Annotated in this window: 19 protein-coding genes; 10 read left to right on the forward strand and 9 right to left on the reverse strand. The window is 71.3% G+C overall.

Going from position 1 to position 20229, the window contains the following annotated elements; all coding sequences use genetic code 11:
* Positions 1-77 precede the first annotated feature (77 nt).
* Both ACFVIU_RS16075 and ACFVIU_RS16080 read left to right on the forward strand, forming a co-directional pair.
* Positions 78-938 (forward strand): helix-turn-helix domain-containing protein, encoded by an 861-nt coding sequence (locus ACFVIU_RS16075; protein WP_385843075.1) that lies wholly within the window; start codon positions 78-80, stop codon positions 936-938.
* The gene (locus ACFVIU_RS16080; RefSeq protein ID WP_385843076.1) at positions 939-1193 is read left to right on the forward strand and encodes a DUF397 domain-containing protein; all 255 of its coding nucleotides are present in this window, start codon (positions 939-941) and stop codon (positions 1191-1193) included.
* A gap of 36 nt (positions 1194-1229) precedes the next feature.
* Here ACFVIU_RS16080 and ACFVIU_RS16085 read toward each other — a convergent pair whose 3' ends face one another.
* Together ACFVIU_RS16085 and ACFVIU_RS16090 are read right to left on the reverse strand one after the other, a co-directional pair.
* Positions 1230-2717, reverse strand: a complete 1488-nt coding sequence (locus ACFVIU_RS16085; protein WP_385843077.1) for a glutamate synthase subunit beta — start codon at positions 2715-2717, stop codon at positions 1230-1232.
* 99 nt (positions 2718-2816) lie between these two features.
* The gene (locus tag ACFVIU_RS16090; protein WP_385843078.1) at positions 2817-3512 is read right to left on the reverse strand and encodes a DUF2293 domain-containing protein; all 696 of its coding nucleotides are present in this window, start codon (positions 3510-3512) and stop codon (positions 2817-2819) included.
* 224 nt (positions 3513-3736) lie between these two features.
* Here ACFVIU_RS16090 and ACFVIU_RS16095 point away from each other — a divergent pair, with 224 nt between their 5' ends.
* Entirely contained in the window at positions 3737-4369 is a 633-nt protein-coding gene (locus ACFVIU_RS16095; RefSeq protein ID WP_385843079.1) for a uridine kinase, read from the forward strand.
* Between the two features lie 21 nt (positions 4370-4390).
* On the opposite strand, the gene corA is transcribed toward ACFVIU_RS16095, so the two are convergent.
* The 3 genes from corA to ACFVIU_RS16110 form a co-directional block, all read right to left on the reverse strand.
* Entirely contained in the window at positions 4391-5518 is a 1128-nt protein-coding gene (gene corA / locus ACFVIU_RS16100; protein WP_385843080.1) for a magnesium/cobalt transporter CorA, read from the reverse strand.
* Positions 5519-5774: 256 nt separating this feature from the next.
* Positions 5775-6698, reverse strand: coding sequence for a carbohydrate kinase family protein (locus ACFVIU_RS16105; RefSeq protein WP_385843082.1), 924 nt, complete (start codon positions 6696-6698; stop codon positions 5775-5777).
* The gene (locus tag ACFVIU_RS16110) at positions 6695-7603 is read right to left on the reverse strand and encodes a pseudouridine-5'-phosphate glycosidase (RefSeq protein WP_385843083.1); all 909 of its coding nucleotides are present in this window, start codon (positions 7601-7603) and stop codon (positions 6695-6697) included. Before ACFVIU_RS16110 ends, ACFVIU_RS16105 begins: the two co-directional genes overlap by 4 nt.
* A 99-nt stretch (positions 7604-7702) precedes the next feature.
* Between ACFVIU_RS16110 and ACFVIU_RS16115 the strand changes: the two genes are divergently transcribed.
* Positions 7703-8134, forward strand: coding sequence for a VOC family protein (locus tag ACFVIU_RS16115; protein WP_385843084.1), 432 nt, complete (start codon positions 7703-7705; stop codon positions 8132-8134).
* Between the two features lie 49 nt (positions 8135-8183).
* On the opposite strand, the gene ACFVIU_RS16120 is transcribed toward ACFVIU_RS16115, so the two are convergent.
* Positions 8184-8738 carry a methylated-DNA--[protein]-cysteine S-methyltransferase gene (locus tag ACFVIU_RS16120; RefSeq protein WP_385843085.1) on the reverse strand — a complete coding sequence of 185 codons (555 nt, stop codon included), beginning with the start codon at positions 8736-8738 and terminating at the stop codon, positions 8184-8186.
* On the reverse strand, positions 8669-9652 hold the full coding sequence (locus tag ACFVIU_RS16125; RefSeq protein ID WP_385843086.1) for a glycerophosphodiester phosphodiesterase: 984 nt from the start codon (positions 9650-9652) through the stop codon (positions 8669-8671). The genes ACFVIU_RS16120 and ACFVIU_RS16125 overlap by 70 nt, the downstream gene beginning before the upstream one ends.
* Before the next feature lie 279 nt (positions 9653-9931).
* Here ACFVIU_RS16125 and ACFVIU_RS16130 point away from each other — a divergent pair, with 279 nt between their 5' ends.
* From ACFVIU_RS16130 to ACFVIU_RS16150, 5 genes are all read left to right on the forward strand, one after another.
* Complete coding sequence (locus tag ACFVIU_RS16130; RefSeq protein WP_385843087.1) at positions 9932-10810, forward strand: MHYT domain-containing protein; 879 nt, start codon at positions 9932-9934, stop codon at positions 10808-10810.
* Positions 10811-10894: 84 nt separating this feature from the next.
* Positions 10895-13042: an excinuclease ABC subunit UvrB gene (uvrB, locus tag ACFVIU_RS16135; protein WP_385843088.1), complete on the forward strand. Its 2148-nt coding sequence runs from the start codon at positions 10895-10897 to the stop codon at positions 13040-13042.
* Between the two features lie 168 nt (positions 13043-13210).
* Positions 13211-13789, forward strand: coding sequence for a TerD family protein (locus tag ACFVIU_RS16140; protein ID WP_385843089.1), 579 nt, complete (start codon positions 13211-13213; stop codon positions 13787-13789).
* Positions 13790-13851: 62 nt separating this feature from the next.
* Positions 13852-15795, forward strand: a complete 1944-nt coding sequence (locus tag ACFVIU_RS16145; protein WP_385843090.1) for a TerD family protein — start codon at positions 13852-13854, stop codon at positions 15793-15795.
* Between the two features lie 199 nt (positions 15796-15994).
* Positions 15995-16984: a TerC/Alx family metal homeostasis membrane protein gene (locus ACFVIU_RS16150; RefSeq protein ID WP_385843091.1), complete on the forward strand. Its 990-nt coding sequence runs from the start codon at positions 15995-15997 to the stop codon at positions 16982-16984.
* A gap of 7 nt (positions 16985-16991) precedes the next feature.
* Here the strand turns inward: ACFVIU_RS16150 and ACFVIU_RS16155 are convergent, their stop codons facing one another.
* A complete protein-coding gene (locus tag ACFVIU_RS16155; protein ID WP_385843092.1) occupies positions 16992-17516 on the reverse strand; it encodes an EF-hand domain-containing protein in 525 nt (174 codons plus the stop codon).
* A 193-nt stretch (positions 17517-17709) separates the two neighbouring features.
* On the opposite strand from ACFVIU_RS16155, the gene ACFVIU_RS16160 reads away from it, so the two are divergent.
* On the forward strand, positions 17710-18810 hold the full coding sequence (locus ACFVIU_RS16160) for a calcium:proton antiporter (RefSeq protein WP_385843093.1): 1101 nt from the start codon (positions 17710-17712) through the stop codon (positions 18808-18810).
* Here the strand turns inward: ACFVIU_RS16160 and ACFVIU_RS16165 are convergent.
* Positions 18800-20104, reverse strand: a complete 1305-nt coding sequence (locus ACFVIU_RS16165) for an MFS transporter (protein ID WP_385843095.1) — start codon at positions 20102-20104, stop codon at positions 18800-18802. The genes ACFVIU_RS16160 and ACFVIU_RS16165 overlap by 11 nt on opposite strands.
* Between the last annotated feature and the right edge of the window lie 125 nt (positions 20105-20229).

Below are 20229 nucleotides of genomic sequence, written 5' to 3' on the forward strand. Positions count from 1 at the left end.
CCGGAGTCCGACCCGGTCTTCGAATGAGTCTTCGAACGGCGCCGCAGGGCTGTCCGGATACTTGTGGAGGTGGGAGCGTGAGCGAACCGCGGTCCGCGCCGACCGTTGGCCAGGTGGTCCTCGGCCGGCGCCTGATGGACCTGCGGGAGCGCGCCGGGCTGAAGCGTGAGGAGGCCGCCCGTGTCCTCCATGTCGCTCCCGCCACCGTCCGCCGCATGGAGACGGCCGAGGTCGCTCTCAAGATCCCCTATGTGCAGCTGCTGCTGAAGGCGTACGGCGTCCCCGCCGACGAGGCCGAACTCTTCGTCCGGCTCGCCGAGGAGGCCAACAGGCCCGGCTGGTGGCAGCGGTTCCACGACATCCTGCCGGGCTGGTTCTCGATGTACGTCAGCCTGGAGGGCGCGGCCTCCCTCATCCGCTCCTACGAACCGCACTTCGTCCCCGGCCTGCTCCAGACCGAGGACTACGCACGCGCGGTGCTGAAGTCCGGTGCCGTCGGCCAGACCAGCCCGGACGACATCGAGCGCCATGTCGCGCTGCGCATGCAACGCCAGGAGCTGCTCAACCGCCCTGACGCGCCCCGCTTCTGGGCGGTGATCGACGAGACCGTCCTGCGCCGCCCGGTCGGTGGTCCGGAGGTGATGCGCGCGCAGATCGACAAGTTGCTCGAGGCCACGAAGCTGCCCCATGTGACGCTCCAGGTCGCCCCGTTCGCCAACGGACCGCACCCGGGGACCTACGGGCCCTTCGTGCTGTTCCGATTCGCCATGCCGGAACTGCCGGACATGGTCTACAGCGAGTACCTGACCGGCGCGGTCTACCTGGACGCGCGCATCGAGGTGGCGACCCACCTGGAGGTCATGGACCGCATGGCGGCACAGGCCGCTACGGCACAACGCACGAAGGAGATCCTCGGCGATCTCCGCAAGGAGCTGTGAATGGATCGCATAGAGCCCCGCGGTCACGTCTACAACGGCATGCCCGCGCGGGAGTTGGGCAGCGAGGGCTGGCACAAGCCCTGGAGCGGCGGCAACGGCGGAAACTGCCTGGAGGCGATGAAGCTGGCCGACGGCCGGATCGCCGTACGCCAGTCCACCGATCCGGACGGGCCCGCACTGATCTACACCACGGACGAGATGACCGCGTTCATCGAGGGCGCCAAGGCGGGGGTGGCCGACTTCCTGCTGTCCTGACCCCCTGCCGGTGGGCGCCCGCCGTCCACCCGTCTCTCACACCCGCATCGGGCGGTCCGTCGGTGCGATCGGAGCGGGCAGCCGGCTGCTTCCCATGAGGAAACCGTCCACGGCCGCCGCCACCGCACGCCCCTCCGCGATCGCCCAGACGACGAGCGACTGTCCCCGCGCCGCGTCCCCGGCGGCGAACACCCCCGGGACGTTCGTCGCGAAGCCGCCGTCCCGGCTGATCGTGCCCCGCTCCTCCAGCGCCAGCCCCAGCTGCTCGATCAGCCCGTCCTCCCGGTCGGGGCCGGTGAAGCCGAGGGCGAGCAGCACCAGGTCGGCGGGCAGCTCCCGCTCGGTCCCCGGCACCGGAAGCCGCCGCTCGTCGACCTCCTCCAGGTGCAGGGAACGCACCCACCCCCTCTCGTCTCCGGTGAAGCGGAGCGTGGACGCCGCGAACAGCCGCGCGTCCGCGTCCGCCTCCGGTGCCGTCCGCAGCTCCCGCGCCTCCTCGTGCGCCGCCGACAGCCGATAGATCTTCGGGTACGTCGGCCACGGGTCGGTGTCCTCGTCCCGCTCGGCGCCCGGCTGCGCGTAGATGTCCAGCTGGGTCACGGACGCGGCCCCCTCGCGCACCGCCGTCCCCAGACAGTCGGCACCGGTGTCCCCGCCGCCGACGATCACCACATGCCGGCCGGCGGCCGACAGCGGCGAGACCTCCAGATCGCCCTCGCACACCCGGTTGGCCAGCGGCAGATACTCCATCGCCTGGTGTATCCCGTCCAACGTCCGGCCCGGCACCGTGAGTTCCCGCCAGGCGGTGGCGCCGGTGGCGATCACCACCGCGTCGTACCGGGACCGCAGCTCCGCCGCGGAGACGTCCCGCCCGACGGATGTCGAGGTGCGGAACTTCGTCCCCTCGGCCCGCATCTGCGCCAGCCGCCGTTCCAGATGGTGCTTCTCCATCTTGAACTCCGGGATGCCGTACCGCAGCAGCCCGCCGAGCCGGTCGTCCTTCTCGTACACCGCGACCGTGTGACCGGCCCGGGTCAGCTGCTGTGCCGCGGCGAGTCCGGTGGGCCCGGAGCCGATGACCGCGACCGTCTTCCCGGACAGCCGGTCGGGCGGCAGCGCCGGTGTGAAACCCTCCTCCCAGGCCCGGTCGGCGATGGCACACTCGACGTTCTTGATGGTGACGGCCGGCTGGTTGATCGCCAGCACACACCCCGCCTCGCAGGGCGCCGGACACAGCCGCCCGGTGAACTCCGGGAAGTTGTTGGTGGCGTGCAGCCGGTCGCTCGCGGCCCGCCAGTCCTCCCGTGACACCAGGTCGTTCCACTCGGGGATGAGATTGCCCAGCGGGCACGCGTCATGGCAGAACGGCACGCCGCAGTCCATGCAGCGATCGGCCTGCTTGCTGATGATGGGCAGCAGCGCGCCCGGGACGTACACCTCGTCCCAGTCCCGCACCCGCTCCTCCACGGGCCGCCGCGGCCACTCCTGGCGCGGCGTCGTCATGAACCCCTTGGGATCGGCCATGAGCGTCTTCCTCGCGTACCGGTACCCGCGCTCTTCCGGCCACGATACGTCTCCCCCGACGGCCGCGCAGCACGTCGGAGAGCGCTTTCTCCCCCGCCTTCAGCCCACCTCCTCCCCGGCCCCCTGCCAGGTCCGCAGCACGCTCTCCACGGCCGGCGCGATCCGGCGCCGCGCCTCGAACCGGTGCACCCCGCTCATCAGCAGCTGGTCGTACGCCGTGTCCACATGCCGTACGGCCGCCACGACCGCCGAGATCACCGCCCCCTCGGACAGCGCCCGCCCGGCCGCACTGCGCCCGACCCGCCCGCTGCCGCGCACGGAGGCATGACCGGCGATCGCCCGCGCCCGCTCGGCCGGACAGCCCGGGAACAGCCGGAGGATCTCGCCCGCGAACGCCGCCGCGAACCGCTCGTCCTCCGCGGCCCTTCGCCGCGCGTCCCGGGCCCGCCGCCGGCGCCGTGCCTCCGCGTCGGCCAGGCACCGCGCCTCGGCCCGGGCCAGCGCCGCCTCCTCCACGAGCACGCCCTGCCGTTCGTAGCGGCTCTTGCGCCGGTTGAACCGCACGACCACCACCGACAGCCCACTCTCCTCCCGCGATCTGCGGGTGAGCGCCGTGTCCCCGCGCGGCAGGAACACCAGGTGCCCGAGGTCGGCGCACTCCAGACAGCGGGGCGCTCCGTCCTCCAGCACCAGCAGCGACAGCGGCCCCCGCCGGCACGCGGCACAGCGCTTGGCCTTCAGCGGCTGGATGGCGACAAGGCGGCCGGGGGAGTGGGGAGTTGCGGGAAGCGCCATACGCGTTTCTTTCCCACCGCCGCGGGCCTGTCCCCTTCCCCGGGTCTCTTCAGAGCATATTTCCGCACTCCTCCCATGAGCTGATCATCGACACCTTCTCCTCACCGAAGGCATGGCCCGCCTATGTGCCTGTCCGGCCGCTTCCCCCTCTCCCCGCTCTGGTGACCTCCTCTCCCGGCAGCCGCCGTCGCCGCTCGGCCACGGCACCCGGCATCATGGGCCCTGTGCGACTCGAAGCGATCACCTGGGACCGGCTCGCCGAGCAGCTCGCCGACCGGCTGACCGACCTGAAGCCGGCCGACGGCGGAGCCTGGCCGCGGGTCGGCTTCGACGGGGCTCCGGCCGCCCGGCCCGGCGATCTCGCCGAGCGCGTGGGCGAGGCGCTGCGGGTGCGTGGCCGGCCTTCGCTCGTGGTCGGTGCCGAGGGCTTTCTGCGCCCGGCCTCGCTGCGCCTGGAACACGGGCGGCGGGACGAGGAGTCGTACTACAACGGATGGTTCGACACGGGTGCCCTGTGGCGCGAGGTCTTCGGACCGCTCGATCCCGGCGGCAGCGGGCGCGTCCTGCCCGACCTGTGGGATCCGGTCACCGACCGGGCCACCCGCAGCCCCTACGTCCAACTCCCGCCAGGCGGACTGCTGTTGCTGCACGGCCCGCTACTGCTGCGGCACTGGTTCCCGTTCGACCTGACCGTCCACGTCCTCCTCTCCCCGGGCGCCCTGCGCCGCCGTACCCCTGAGTCCGACCACTGGACGCTCCCGGCCTTCGAGCGCTACGCCTCCGAGGCCGATCCGGCCGGCACGGCGGACGTCCTGGTCCGTGCCGACGACCCACGCCATCCCGCCTGGAGCGGCTGACCCCCGGCGCGACCGTCCCGCTCAGAGCCAGCCGTTGCGCCTGAAGCCCCGGTACAGCGCCACGCAGGCCCCGGCCATCACGGCCATGACCAGCGGATATCCGAACCGCCAGTGCAGCTCCGGCATATGGTCGAAGTTCATGCCGTACACCCCGCACACCATCGTGGGTACGGCGATCACCGCGGCCCATGCCGTGATCTTCCGCATGTCCTCGTTCTGCGCGACGGTCACCTGCGCGAGATGGGCCTGGAGGATGGAGTTGAGCAGTTCGTCGAACGCGGCGATCTGGTCCTTGGCCCGTATGAGGTGGTCGAGCACATCCCGGAAGTAGGCCTGTATCTCCGGGGCGATGACGCGTATGGGCCGGGTGGCCAGGTCCTCCACCGGGCGGCCCAGTGGCACCACCGCCCGCTTCAGTTCGAGCAGCTCGCGCTTCATCTGGTAGATCCGCCCCGGATCGAGCCGCGCGCCCTCCTCGGAGAACACCTCGGTCTCGACCTGGTCGATGTCCGCCTGCACCGCGTCGGTGACGTTCAGGTAGTCGTCGACGACATGGTCGGCGATCGCGTGCAGCACCGCCGCCGGGCCCTTGGCGAGCTGCTGCGGATCCGACTCCAGCTCCTCGCGCAGCGGTCCCAGAGAACCGTGCCGGCCGTGCCGCACCGTGATGACGAAGTCCTTGCCGACGAACACCATGATCTCGCCGGTGTTCACCACTTCGCTGGTCGCGGTCAGTCGTTCGTGCTCCACGTAGCAGACCGTCTTGAACACCGCGAAGAGCGTGTCCCCGTAGTGCTCCAGCTTCGGACGCTGATGGGCCTCGACCGCGTCCTCCACCGCCAGCGGGTGCAGGTTGAAGAGCTCGGCGATGCCGGCGAACTCACGGTCCGTCGGCTCGTGCAGTCCCAGCCAGACGAATCCCTCACCGCTCTTGCGTACGAGCCTCACCGCGTCCACCAGATCGGCGCTCCCCTGCACCCGTACGCCGTCCTGATAGGTCACGCAGTTGACCACCGACGAGCCCAGCGGCGACCTGGCGGGATGGCTCAGGTCCACTCGCGGCCGGCGCCGGCCGAGCCGTGCCACCCTGCGCAGGCCGCCGACCCTGCCCAGCTCCGTGACCTTCCGCAGATTCCCCGCCATGGACATCCGGATCCCCCTCGCATGGACCTCGTGCGCGACGCTTTCGCGCCTTGCCCGGCAAGTCTGCCAGGCCCCGGCACAGTGCGGGCGAGCCTGTGGGAACACGAAGTTCCGCTTGGTTCCCGCCTGTGGACGAGCGTCGGACGAGCCAAGGGAACCGGCAGTTGGGGCCTGCCCCGACGAGCACGTCCCGGTGCAACGGCTCGCCAACCGGCTACGCCAGGGCCTGCGCCCCGGCCTTCCGCAGACGCGTATCCACGTCCTACCCGCCGCTCTGTGCCCGCGGTGGTCTGCCGCCCACCCTGGCCACCGCCTCCGCACCCGCTCGGCACCCGCCGGCCGCCGCCTCCTCCGCGGATGCGCCCGCGAGCAGGGCGGCGAGGAACGCGCCGGTGAAGGCGTCCCCCGCGCCCGTGGTGTCCCGAGGGGTGGCCGGCACGGCCGGGACCCGTGCCGGTGCGGCGCCGGCCCGGGCCACGAGGGCTCCGTCGGCACCCGCCTTGGCCACCACCAGCGGCACCAGCCGGCTCAGCTTGGCCGCGGCGTCCGCCAGGTCCGGCAGCCCCGTGAGCAGGCACGCCTCGTCCCGGCTCGGCAGCAGCACGTCCAGCCCGCCCGCGAACGACAGGAACCGGTCCAGCCCCAGCTCCACCAGAAACCCCGCCGACGCCGGATCGAGGCTCACCGGCACCTCACGCGCCCGGGCGGCCGCGAGCGCCACCCGCGCAAGCGCCAGGCTCGGCTCGGTGAACAGCAGATAGCCTGACAGATGCAGCCAGGCCACGCCGTCGAGCAGCGCGTCCGACCAGTCTCCGGGTTCGAGCCGCAGCGAGGCCCCACTGTCCGTGAGGAACGTACGCTCGGCCGCCGCCCCCGTGTCGACCAGGCAGATCACCGTGCCGGTCGCCGCCTCCGGGTCCACCACCAGCCGCGGTCGCACCCCGGCCGCGAGCAGCTCCCGCTCGTGCCACGCCGCCGCGTCCGCGCCCACCCGGCCGAGCAGCCGTACGTCCGCGCAGCCGGCGTGAGCGGCCCAGCAGGCGACATTGGCGCCCGCGCCGCCCGGCACCGTCCGGATCGCCGCGGCCGTGTCGGTGCCGCCCGCGAGCGGACCCCGGTGCCGGGCCACCACGTCGGTGACGACGTCCCCGACGACCAGCAGCGCCCCGGTCCGCCCGGTGGTCACTCCCGGGCCCACGAGGTGGCGATCCGCGCCGCCAGCCGTACGTTGCCGCGCACCGCCGCCAGATTGGCGCTCAGCGAGGCGCCGTCCGTGTGCCGGACCAGGTAGTCCAGCAGGAACGGGGTCACTGCCTGCCCTGTGATGCCCTGCTCCGCGCAGGCGGTGAGCGCGTCGGCGAGCACACGGGCGTGCAGCTCCGGATCGAGCTGCTCCGCTTCCGGCACGGGGTTGGCGACGATCAGCGCCGAAGGCGGTGCGCCCAGCGCGTCCTGGGCCCGCATGACGTCCGCGGCCTGCTCCGGAGAGTCCAGGGTCCAGTCCACCGGATGCCCCGAGTCGGACAGATAGAAGCCGGGGAACCGGTCCGTGCGGTACCCGGCGACGGCCACGCCGAGCGTCTCCAGTCGTTGCAGGGTCGCCGGCACGTCCAGAATCGACTTCACGCCCGCGCATACGACCGTGATCCGGGTGTGCGCCAGCAGCCCCAGGTCGGCCGACTCGTCCTGCGTCACCGTCCACTCCCGGTGCACGCCGCCCAGCCCGCCGGTGGCGAACACCCGGACCCCCGCCAGCGCGGCGAGCCGGGCCGTCGCGGACACGGTCGTCGCCCCGCTCGCTCCGCTTGCCACGGCGAGCGGCAGATCCCGGTGGCTCAGCTTGCGGATGCCGTCCTCGTTCGCGATCCGCTCGACCTGTTCCTTGTCCAGCCCGACACAGGGCCGTCCGTCGAGCACGGCGACGGTCGCCGGCACCGCCCCCTCGTGCCGTACCGCGTCCTCCAGCTCCAGCGCCACCTGAAGGTTGCGCGGGCGCGGCAGCCCGTGCGCGATGATCGTGGACTCCAGGGCCACCACCGGCCGCCGCGCCGCGATCGCCTCCCGGACCTCTTCCGACACCACCAGCACCATGTGCCCGCCTCCCGTCCGTCGGCCCTTCCTCATCTCTGGCGGGCGCCGGACGCGGCTAAACGCTTGCGGCCTGTGGGGGACGCCACCAGCCTGGGCCGCATGACGAAGAACACCATGCGCCTCGACCATGTCGTCCTCTGGGTCGCCGACCCGGTCGCCGCGGCCCGCTTCTACGAGACGGCCGTCGGCCTGGAGCCCATGGGAGTCGGCGAGTTCACCGAGGGCAAGCTCTCCTTCCCCTCGGTCCGCATCAACGAGGAGACCATCCTGGATCTCGCGCCCCACACCCTCGCGGAACGGATGCGGATGCTGCCCGGCTCCGCGGACCGCGCCGGCCATCCCGTCAACCACATCTGTCTGGCCCTGCCGACGGACGCGTTCGACGCCCTGCACGCCCGGCTGACCGAGCACGGTGTCCCGCTGAGCGGCATCGGCCACGACTCCTCCGGAGCCCGCGGGAACGCCGTCCGGAACTTCTACTTCCAGGACCCGGACGGCAATGTGTTCGAGGCCCGGCACTACGACGACTAGGGCCTCTCTTTCGGATCCTGCCGGCGTCGCGGGCCCTCCCCAGCGGAGGTCAGAACAACGGCTCGGGCAGCACGCCTTCCAGGGCGAGCAGCTTCCGCTTGGTCTCCAGACCGCCCCCGAAGCCGCCGATGCCGCCGTCGCTCTCCACCACCCGGTGGCACGGCACGACCACCGGCAGGGGATTGGCGCCCATGGCCGCGCCGACCGCCTGCGCCGCACCGGGCTGCCCGACCCGGCCGGCGAGATCCCCGTACCCCACCACGGTGCCGTACGGGACGCCCGAGGCCAGCTCCCGCAGCACCTGCCGGTTGAAGCCGGAGATCAGCGACCAGTCCAGCGGCAGGTCGAAGTCGTGCCGCTCGCCCGCGAAGTACGCCCGCAGCTGGCCTATGGCCTCGGCCAGCAGGGGTGCGTCCGGGTCCTCCACGGGGTCGGCGCCCAGCCGGGCCGCCAGCCGCTCCAGGGTCCGCTCGCGCACCGCCTCGGTGGCATGGAAGACGACGTTGACCAGGCCGTCCCGGGTCGCGGCCAGCATCAGCGGGCCGATGTCGGTACCGGCCACCGCCCATACGATCCGCTGCTCATCCTGCCCATGGCTGTCCATGCGCCCACGGTACGGCCCCCCACCGACAACGCCTGCGCGGCCCGGTCCGCCAGCGCCGCACGGACCACGTCGGGCTCGTTGGTGATCACCCCGTCGACACCCAGGCCCGCGGCCTTGCGGGCGGTGGCCGCGTCGTTCACCGTCCACGCGAAGACCCGAAGCGGCCTGCCGTGCGGCCCGTCGAAGGCGTGCACCGCCGCCACGTACCCCCTCGAGAGCGAGGTGTACGACGGATTGATCAGATCCGTGAAGCGCGCGTACCCGTGCAGCTGTGCCGAGGTGGGTGCGCCGAGGTAGGCGGTGGTCACCTCGGGATCAAGCCGGTGGACCGTGCGCACGCTGTCGGCGCTGAAGCTCTGCACGATGAGCCGCCGCAGGTGCGCGCGGTCCAGCCAGCCCTCGTCCCCGAGGAGCTTGAGGATCTGCTGCTCGATGCCCGGGTAGAGCTCCGGGTTCTTGACCTCCAGGAGCAGCTTCTCGTGGTTGTGCTCGATCCGGCGCATGTACTGCCGGAGCGTCGGCACGCGCGTGCCCGCGTAGGCGGACGAGAACCAGCTGCCCGCGTCCAGCCGGGCGATCTCCGCGGCGGTGAAGTCCTTCACCTTCCACGGCGCCCGGCCGGGAAAGACCTGCTCGACATCGGTGGTCCGGGCGAGGCCGGCGTCGTGGATCACGACCAGCTCGCCGTCCTTGGTGCGCTGCACGTCGTTCTCGACCCAGGAGAAGCCCATCTCCGCGGCCTTGTCGATCGAGGCCAGCGTGTTCTCCGGCGCGTAGGCGGAAGCGCCCCGATGGGCGATCACCGTCGGCTCGCCGACCTCGCCCGCCCGGGCGTCGGATCCGGCGACGGAGGCCAGCAGGGCCACCGTGCCGAGGACCGCCGCGACCGTGGCGGCAACTACGCGCGCGTGCATCCGTACTCCTCGCGTCGAGCAAACACCGACAGCACCAGACTGACAGCAGTGGGTCAACGGCACCTGGGCGCACGACCGCCACAGATCGCACGAAGATGTCCAGGTCCGCTCACCGCTGCCGCACATCTGGGGCAAGGGCGTGTTTCTTTGCCGGAAAATCGTTCGACCATTCTGGTGGGGGTCATACTCTCTGCGACAACCCTGGCCGCCGACGCGGTCCTGGGACGGGGGGCGTTTTCGGGTATTCCGGGACAGAAGAGGGCGGAAGGGCAGCCGCGGATGCAAGGCACGGTCGACGGATTCAGCTACGGGGCCGTCACCCCATTGGTGGCCTATCTGATGGCCTGCCTCGGCGGTGCCCTCGGCCTGCGCTGCACCACCCGGTCCCTGCTGGTCACACACGCCCGGCGGCCCGCCTGGCTGGCCCTCGGCTCGGCCGCGATCGGCTCCGGCATATGGACCATGCACTTCGTCGCGATGATGGGCTTCTCCATCAAGGAAGCGCCGATCCACTACGACAAACCGATCACCTATGCGAGCCTCGGCCTGGCCATCGTGATGGTCGGCGTCGGGATCTTCATCGTCGGTTACCGCGGCGCCACCGGCACCGCCCTCTTCACCGGAGGCACGATCACCGGTCTGGGCGTCGCCTCGATGCACTACCTGGGCATGGCCGGAGTGCGCTTCCACGGGCGGTTCACCTACAACACCGTCACCGTCGCCATCTCCGTCGTCATAGCCGTCGTCGCCGCCACCGCCGCGCTGTGGGCCGCCGGCCGCGTCCGCGGCTTCCTGTGGAGCGTGGGAGCGAGCCTGGTCATGGGGCTCGCGGTCAGCGGCATGCACTACACCGGAATGGCGGCCCTCGGCGTCCATCTCGACGGCGTCTCCCACGGCACCGCCGGTGCACCGGAGCCGTCCGTGCTCGCGCCCATGCTGATCGGACCGCTCGCCTTCCTGCTGCTCGCCGGAGTCGTCGTGATCTTCGATCCGTCGATGGTCGCGGGCCGGCCGGGCCTCCGGCCCGTCGAACACAAGCCCGGCGTTCCGGCCGCCGCCGTCGCCTCCCACCCGGACCGCCGCCCGGCGCCGCCCGAAGGTGCCAGGCCGGTCCGCCACCCAGAGCACCACGGCTCCCGCACCCCGCAGAACCGCTGATCCGGACCCGCGGAACCGGGGCCGGACCCGAGCGGAACCGCTGATCGGAACCCGTTGTCAGTGCGGGGTCGTACGGTGGATGGCATGCGGCCCGTTTCCCACATCGAACGCACGGTGGCGCCCTTCGAGGTCGTCAGCCCCTACCAGCCCAGCGGCGATCAGCCGACAGCCATCGCCGACCTGGCCAAGCGCATCGAGGCCGGTGAGAAGGACGTCGTCCTGCTGGGCGCGACCGGCACCGGCAAGTCCGCCACCACCGCGTGGATGATCGAGAAGCTCCAGCGCCCCACCCTGGTGATGGCACCGAACAAGACCCTGGCCGCCCAGCTGGCCAACGAGTTCCGCGAGCTGTTGCCGAACAACGCGGTCGAGTACTTCGTCTCGTACTACGACTACTACCAGCCCGAGGCCTACGTGCCGCAGTCGGACACCTACATCGAGAAGGACTCCTCGATCAACGAGGAGGTCGAGCGCCTGCGCCACTCGGCGACCAACTCGCTGCTCACCCGCCGCGATGTCATCGTCGTCGCCTCGGTGTCCTGCATCTACGGCCTCGGCACTCCGCAGGAGTACGTGGACCGGATGGTCCCGCTGAGGGTGGGCGACGAGATCGACCGGGACGAACTGCTGCGGCGCTTCGTCGACATCCAGTACACGCGCAACGACGTGGCCTTCGCCCGGGGCACCTTCCGGGTCCGCGGCGACACCATCGAGATCTTCCCGGTCTACGAGGAGCTGGCCGTCCGCATCGAGATGTTCGGCGACGAGATCGAGGCGCTGTCCACGCTGCACCCGCTCACCGGCGAGATCATCAGCGACGACCAGCAGCTCTACGTCTTCCCCGCCTCCCACTACGTGGCCGGTCCCGAGCGCATGGAGCGGGCCGTCAACGACATCGAGAAGGAACTGGGGGAGCGCCTGGCCGAGCTGGAGAAGCAGGGCAAGCTGCTGGAGGCCCAGCGGCTGCGGATGCGCACCACCTACGACATCGAGATGCTCCGCCAGATCGGCACCTGCTCCGGCGTGGAGAACTACTCGATGCACTTCGACGGCCGCTCGCCCGGCTCCCCGCCCAACACCCTGCTGGACTACTTCCCGGACGACTTCCTGCTCGTCATCGACGAGTCGCATGTCACCGTGCCGCAGATCGGCGCCATGTACGAAGGCGACGCCTCCCGTAAGCGCACCCTTGTGGATCACGGTTTCCGACTGCCCTCCGCACTGGACAACCGCCCCCTGAAGTGGGAGGAGTTCCAGGAGCGCATCGGGCAGACCGTCTACCTCTCGGCCACCCCGGGCGCCTACGAGCTCTCGCGCTCCGACGGCGTCGTCGAGCAGATCATCCGCCCGACCGGCCTGGTCGACCCCGAGGTCGTGGTCAAGCCCACCGAGGGCCAGATCGACGACCTGGTGCACGAGATCCGCAAGCGCACCGAGAAGGACGAGCGCGTCCTGGTCACCACGCTGACCAAGAAGATGGCCGAGGACCTCACCGACTACTTCCTGGAACTCGGCATCCAGGTGCGCTACCTGCACAGCGACGTCGACACCCTGCGCCGGATCGAGCTGCTGCGCGAACTGCGCTCCGGTGAGTACGACGTCCTGGTCGGCATCAACCTCCTGCGCGAGGGCCTCGACCTGCCCGAGGTGTCCCTCGTGGCCATCCTCGACGCCGACAAGGAGGGCTTCCTGCGCTCCGGCACCTCGCTGATCCAGACCATCGGCCGCGCGGCGCGCAATGTCTCGGGCCAGGTCCATATGTACGCCGACAAGATCACCCCGGCGATGGAGCGGGCCATCGAGGAGACCAACCGCCGCCGGGAGAAGCAGATCGCCTACAACAAGGCCAACGGCATCGACCCGCAGCCCCTGCGGAAGAAGATCAACGACATCGTCGCGCAGATCGCGCGCGAGGAGGTCGACACCGAGCAGCTCCTCGGCTCCGGCTACCGCAAGTCCAAGGACGGCAAGGGCGCCAAGGCACCCGTACCGTCGCTGGGCGACAAGGCGGCAAAGGGAGCGAAGGCCACAAAGGCCGCCACGTCGGCCCAGGGCAAGACGGTGCCCACGGACCGTCCGGCGGCCGAACTCGCCGAGCAGATCGAGGCGATGACCGAGCGGATGCGCGCCGCGGCGGCGGAGCTCCAGTTCGAGATCGCCGCCCGGCTGCGCGACGAGGTGTCGGAGATGAAGAAGGAGCTGCGCCAGATGCGGGAGGCGGGCATCGCCTGACCCCTGCCACCGTGCCGGACCTCGGGCGTTTGCGTATGTCAGGTGTCAAGTGTTGCAACACCGACACAAAGCGCGGGCCGGGGTTCGGCACTGTCGGTGCCCCTGCGTAGGGTTCTGGACAACCGCGCAGTGCGCGGCAACAGGGGACCATCGAGAGGGGATTCAGCCGTGTCCGTCAACTTGACCAAGGGTCAGGCCATCAGCCTGGAGAAGAAGGACGGAGGCTCCCTGACCGCGGTCCGCATGGGACTCGGCTGGCAGGCGGCGAAGCGGCGCGGTCTGTTCGGTTCGCGGACCAAGGAGATCGACCTGGACGCCTCCGCGGTGCTCTTCGCCGAGAAGCAGCCGGTCGACGTCGTCTTCTTCCGTCACCTGGTGAGCGATGACGGTTCCGTGCGCCACACCGGTGACAACCTGGTCGGCGGCGTCGGCCAGGGCGGGGACGACGAGGCGATCCTGGTGGACCTCCAGCGGGTTCCGGTCCACGTCGACCAGATCGTCTTCACCGTGAACTCCTTCACGGGCCAGACCTTCCAGGAGGTGCAGAACGCGTTCTGCCGCCTCGTGGACGAGACCACCGGTCAGGAGCTGGCCCGCTACACGCTGGACGGCGGCGGCGACTACACCGCCCAGATCATGGCCAAGGTGCACCGTGCCGGCACGGGCTGGACGATGACCGCGCTCGGCAACCCGGCCCAGGGCCGCACGTTCCAGGACCTGATGCCGGCGATTCTGCCGCTTCTCTGACACCACACCGTCCGCACCGGCGGGCAGGCGCGACGACAACACGAGACAGGGGGGCCACGGCGATGACGGCCGAGCTGGTGCGGGGGCAGAACCACCCGCTGTCCCAGAACCGGCTGGAGATCCGGATCTCGGCCGGAGTACCGGTCCTGGCCGGAGCGACGCTCGGCGACGAGAACGGCACGGTGCACGGTCCCCAATGGGTGGCCCACCCCGGCGCCCCCGCGCTGCCCGGGGTGGCGGTGTCCCACCGGATCGCCGCCGAGCACCGCCTGGCCGTCGACCTGACCGCCGTAGCCGAGGCCGTGCACCGCGTCGACGTGTTCCTCGCCCTGCCCACCGGGACCGGCGGCCCGCTCCGGTTCGGTGCCGCGCCCGCCCCGCACACCACGGTCAACGGGCCCGAAGGCATTGAACTCGCCTGCTTCACCCTCACCGGCCTCGACACCGAGACGGCCGTGCTCGCCCTGGAGCTGTACCGCAGGCAGGGCAGCTGGAAGGTGCGCGCCACGGGCCAGGGCTATGCCGGCGGTCTCCCGGCGCTCTTCACCGACCGGGGACTGCCCGAGGCGGACCGGCTCGCGGCCACCGTCCAGACCGCCCCCGCGGCACCCGCACCGTCCACCGTGCCCACGCCTCAGGACGTTCCGTCGGTGGGGACGACAGCCGCAGTGCCGACGCCGTCGTACGACTCCCGGCCCGCGCAGCACCCGTACGACACCGGCCGGAGCCCCCGCGACACCGAGGCGCCGGGCACCGGTGGGCCCGCGACGGGCGTGCCGGTCGACTACACGCACCCCGGCCGCCGTCTCCCCACCACCCCGCCGCCTGCCGCCCCGGACAGCGACGCGCAGCCCGGCGCGCCCGTCGCGGGCGATGCCGTGGGCTGGTCGATGGAGGAGCGGCTGTACAACCAGGTGTGGGGCATGTTCGAGGACCTGGCCCGCACCACGGCTGCGTACCGCAGCGCCGTCGAGTTCGCCGACTCCCGTCTGGACAAGGAGCTGGAGCAGGCCCTCGCGGACCCGGCCGGCCGGCTCGGCGCCGGGGGCGACACCGTACGCGAGGCGGCCCATGCCCGCCGGGCCCGGCTCGTCGACCAGGCGCGCGCTGCCCTCGACCGTGACCTCGCCCAGCTCACCGCGGAGTCCGAGGTGGTCGAGCCCGCGCTTCCGCCCGCCTACGCCCGCTGGGACAACCCGGTCTGGCACGGTTACCGGGTGCCCACCGAGCCGCCGATGGCCCTCCGGCTCGGCGATCTCCACCTCCCGGAGAGCGCCCCGCTGCGCATTCCCATGCTGGTGCGGCTGCCGCTGGAGCGCGGCCTGTGGATCGACAGCGGCCCGGCGGCCTTCAGCGGCTCCGTCCCGGACTCGGCCGAGCTGCGGCATCTGGCCATGGAGGCGGCGGTGTCGGTCGCGGCGCGGCTGCTCGCCGTTCATCCGGCGGGTGAGTTCGGTGTACAGGTCGTCGACCCGGCCGGCGCCGGAGCGCGGGCGCTGTTCCCGCTGGCCCGGGCGGGGGTGCTGGCCGCCCCGCCCGCGGCCGGGGCGGCCGGCGTCACCGCCGCGCTGGAGAGGCTCACCCGGCGGGTCGACCTGGTGCAGATGGCGGTGCGGGGCGGCGCGCCGGAGGCACTGCCCGACGATCTCGACACCGCCCGGCAGCTGCTGATCGTCAATGACTTCCCGCACGGCTTCGACGACCGGGCCGTGACCCGGCTGCGCTATCTCGCCGACGAGGGTCCGGCCGTCGGTGTGCACCTGCTGCTGGTGGCGGACCGGGAGGACTCCGCTGCCTACGGCCCGTTGCTCGACCCGCTGTGGCGTTCGCCGATGCGACTCACCCCCGTCCCCGACGACCACCTCGCCGACCCCTGGGTCGGCCATGCGTGGACCTACGAACCCGCTCTGGTGCCGAGGGGCAGCCGGATCCTGGATCAGGTGCTGACTGAGGTCGCCACAGCGAGAATCAAGGACAGGCAAAGCGGCCCTGACCAGCAAGCTTGAATTTTCCTTTGCCTTCCTCTTTACCTTTTCTTGGTGATTGGGGTACTGTCTTCCGTACGGAGGGGAGTACTCCCTGACTGCGGCGCACCCGTCAGTACGGACCGGTTCCGGTCCCGGGGCGCCGGCCCCGCGCGGGTGGAAGAGACCTCCGGCAGCGACAACGCTGACGTGTTTGCCGTGACGCACTGCCGGAGGTGCCGTGGAAGTCTCCCTGACCCTGTGGGTCCTTACCGTTGTGGGCCTCGCCGCCCTGATCGCCGTCGACTTCCTCATCGGCCGCAAGCCGCATGAGGTGTCCGTCAAGGAAGCCGGAATCTGGACCGTCGTCTGGGTCGTCCTCGCCGGGCTCTTCGGCCTCGGGCTGCTCGTCTTCGGCGGCGGACGACCGGCCGGCGAGTTCTTCGCGGGCTTCATCACCGAGAAGTCGCTGAGCGTCGACAACCTCTTCGTCTTCGTGCTGATCATGGCGAAGTTCGCCGTGCCGACCCGGTATCAGCAGCGGGTCCTGCTCGTCGGCGTCCTCATAGCCCTGGTCCTGCGGGCCGTCTTCATCGCCGCCGGAGCCGCGATCATCGCGAGCTTCTCCTGGGTGTTCTACCTCTTCGGCGCCTTCCTCGTCTGGACCGCCTGGAAGCTCGTCCAGGAGGCCCGCGCGGATAAGGAGAACGAGGAGTTCGAGGAGAACAAGCTGCTGAAGGCCGCCGAGCGCAGGTTCGGCGTGGCGGACCGGTACCACGGCACCAGGCTGTGGATCCGGCAGAACAGCAAGCGGGTCATGACCCCGATGCTGGTCGTGATGCTCGCCATCGGCACCACCGACGTCCTGTTCGCCCTCGACTCCATACCCGCGATCTTCGGCCTGACCCAGGACCCGTACATCGTCTTCACCGCCAACGCCTTCGCCCTGATGGGTCTGCGACAGCTGTACTTCCTCATCGGCGGCCTGCTGAAGAAGCTGGTCCACCTCTCCTACGGCCTGTCGATCATCCTGGGCTTCATCGGCGTCAAGCTGGTGCTGCACGCACTGCACGAGTCCGGGGTCCCCGTCCCCGAGATCAGCATCCCGGTCTCGCTCGGCGTGATCTGCGCCGTCCTGGTGGTCACGACGATCACCAGCCTGCTGGCCTCCCGGAAACAGGCGGCCGCCGAGGAGGAGCCCCTCGTCCGCGACCGGGCTTCAGCGGGCTGAGCGCCGGTCAGCCGTCGCCGTACACGGCGGCCATCGGGGAGACACCCGTCGTGACGAACTCCCGGATGCCCGCCAGGTAGGTGTCGCGGTCGACGAATCCGTCGCCGTCGGTGTCGAGATCGTCGAAGGCGGCGTCGGCGTGCGTCCCCGTGTTCCCGGCCGCCACCCGCAGACGGGTGAACTCCTCCCGGTTCAACCGCCCGTCGTCATCGAGGTCGGCGAGGTCGAACAGCGAACCCAGGGCGGGCCGGCAAGAGCGCTCGAACGCGTCGTGACCCGCCCACGTCCGGTACTCCTCGAAGCTCACCCGGCCGTCGCCGTCGGCATCCATGTCCTGCCAGACCGCTTCGTGAGCGGCGCGTGCGGCCGTGACGACCGGATGACCGGCGTCGCGGCCCGTGGCCGCGGCCACGCGGTCCACCCTGGCGAGGTACTCCGCCGTGGTGATCAGGCCGTCACCGTCCACGTCCAGCATGGCGAAGATGCGGTGCTTGGCGGAGTCGGACACCGAAACGGTGCTTGCTTCAGTCATGCGTCTCACCTCTGTCAGCCCTGCAACACAGCCGAGTCGATCATGCGGAGCCGTCCATGAGGCCGAACGCGCCGAAGCTTCACTCCGAGGAGTTACCCGGTGGGTGGACCGGACCGGTCGAGCGCCCCGCCCACCGAAGACCGCCCGAAACGAGCGACATGCGAACCCCGCACGGCTCTGCGACGATCACCACATGATCACTCGGCCGCGATCGCCCGCCGTGCAGTGGACGACCCTCGCGCCGGTGCTCGCCGTCGTCCTGCTGGCCTTCACCTGGGGCCGTGCTCTGCCCGACGCCGTCGTCGCCCTGGTGAGCGTGGTGCTCGCCGGCTCGGTCCTGGCGGCTGTGCACCACGCCGAGGTGGTCGCCCACCGCGTCGGCGAACCCTTCGGTTCCCTGGTTCTCGCGATCGCCGTCACGATCATCGAGGTGGCCCTGATCGTCACCCTGATGGCCGACGGCGGACCCAAGAGTGCCACCCTGGCCAGGGACACCGTCTTCGCCGCCGTGATGATCACCTGCAACGGCATCCTCGGGCTGAGCCTGCTCTTCGCCTCCCTGCGGCACGGCATCGCCGTCTTCAACCCCGAGGGCACCGGCGCCGCCCTGGCCACCGTGGCCACGCTCGCCACCCTCAGCCTGGTGCTGCCGACCTTCACCACCAGCAGGCCCGGCCCCGAGTTCTCCGCCGGCCAGCTGACGTTCGCCGCGGTGTCGTCACTCGCCCTGTACGGCCTGTTCGTGGCCACCGAGACCGTGCGCCACCGCGACTACTTCCTGCCCGTCACCCGCCAGGGCGAGGTCATCACCGCCGACGACCACGCCCAACCCCCCTCCGCGCGCACCGCCCGGACCAGCCTCGGGCTGCTCGCGCTCGCACTCGTCGGCGTGGTGGGCCTGGCCAAGGGCGTCTCGCCCGCCCTCGAGTCCGGGGTGAAGGCGGCGGGCCTGCCGCACGCCGTGGTGGGCGTGATCATCGCCCTGCTCGTCCTGCTGCCCGAGACGATCGCCGCACTGCGCGCGGCCCGGCGCGATCGCGTGCAGACCAGTCTCAATCTCGCCCTCGGCTCCGCGATGGCCAGCATCGGCCTCACCATCCCGGCCGTGGCGCTCGCCACCGTCTGGCTGTCCGGACCCCTCGTCCTCGGGCTCGGTGCCAGCCATATGCTGCTGCTCGCGCTCACCATGGTGGTCGGCACGCTGACCGTGGTGCCGGGGCGCGCCACGCCCCTCCAGGGCGGCGTCCACCTGATCGTTTTCGCGGCCTATCTGGAACTGGCGGTCAGCCCATGACCGGTTCCGCCGCCGGCACCGGCGCCGGCCTGGTCTCCGGCAGCAACGCGAAGCACCCCAGGCTGAACAGCGCGACCCCCGTCAGATAGAGGCCCACCCCCCACGGCACACGGCCGCCGTGCGCCGCGAGAGCGGTGGCCACGATCGGGGTGAGCGCGCCACCGAGGACCCCGCCCAGGTTGTAGCTGACCGCCGCGCCGGTGCAGCGCACCCGCGCCTCGAACAGCTCCGGCAGATAGGCGGCGATCACCGCCACGATGGTGACGAAGGCCAGCAGCGCGCCCAGGATGCCGAGGAACATGGGCAGCGGCCTGCCGGTCGCGAGCAGCGCGACCATCGGCAGCATCCACACGGCACACGCGGCGCACCCCGTCAGACACATGATCCGGCGCCCGTACCGGTCGCCGAGCACGGCCGCGACGGGCGTGCACGCGCCGTTCACGACCACCGCGGCCATGACGCAGCCCAGCATGACCCCGCGGCCCACCCCGAGCTGCTCCGTCGCGTAGGCCAGGGACCAGGTCGTCACCGCGTAGAACACCGCGTACCCGACCGACAGCGCCCCGGCCGCCAGCAGCACCAGCCGCCCGTGACGCCGTACGACCTCCACCAGCGGCACGCGCGCGTGGTCGTCGATCTCCAGGAACCGGGGGCTCTCCGCGAGCGACGAGCGCAGCCACAGCCCGGCCACCGCCAGCACCCCGGCCACCCAGAACGGCACCCGCCAGCCCCACCGCGCGAACTCCGCGTCGGACAGCGCCGCCGACAGCGCGAGCATCACCCCGTTGGCCAGGAGGAAGCCCACCGCGGACCCCATCTGCGGGATGCTCGACCACAGCACGCGCCGCCCGGCCGGCGCGTGCTCCCCGGCCAGCAGTACGGCACCGCCCCACTCGCCGCCCAGCCCCAGCCCTTGCAGGAAGCGCAGCACGAGCAGCAGCAAGGGCGCCACGAGACCGATCGACCGGTACGAGGGCACACAGCCCACCGCCACCGTCGAGGCACCGGTGAGCAGCAGCGAGGCCACGAGCACCGGCCGCCGTCCACGCCGGTCCCCGATGTGCCCGAACAGCACCGAGCCCAACGGCCGGGCCACGAAACCCACCCCGAACGTCCCGAACGCCGCCAGTGTCCCCGCGAGCGGCGAGAACGTCGGAAAGAACAGCGGCCCCAGCACCAGGGCCGCCGCGGTGCTGTAGACGAAGAAGTCGTAGTACTCGATCGCGGTGCCGACGAGCGAGGCGGCGGCGAGCCGCGGCAAGGACGGGGTGCTCACGGTAAGTGCATCGGCCATGCTCTGTTCAACCACACGCTGTAATCGCGGGTTACGGGGGCGCTCGGGGGTGATCGGCGGGTGCGGTGCGCGCCGTGGCCACCGGCGCACCGGGCCCGGTACCCGCCGCCGGTCACCGTGATACA

The sequence above is a fragment of the Streptomyces sp. NPDC127190 genome, assembly GCF_042672505.1.
In the GTDB taxonomy this organism is placed as follows: Bacteria; Actinomycetota; Actinomycetes; order Streptomycetales; family Streptomycetaceae; genus Streptomyces.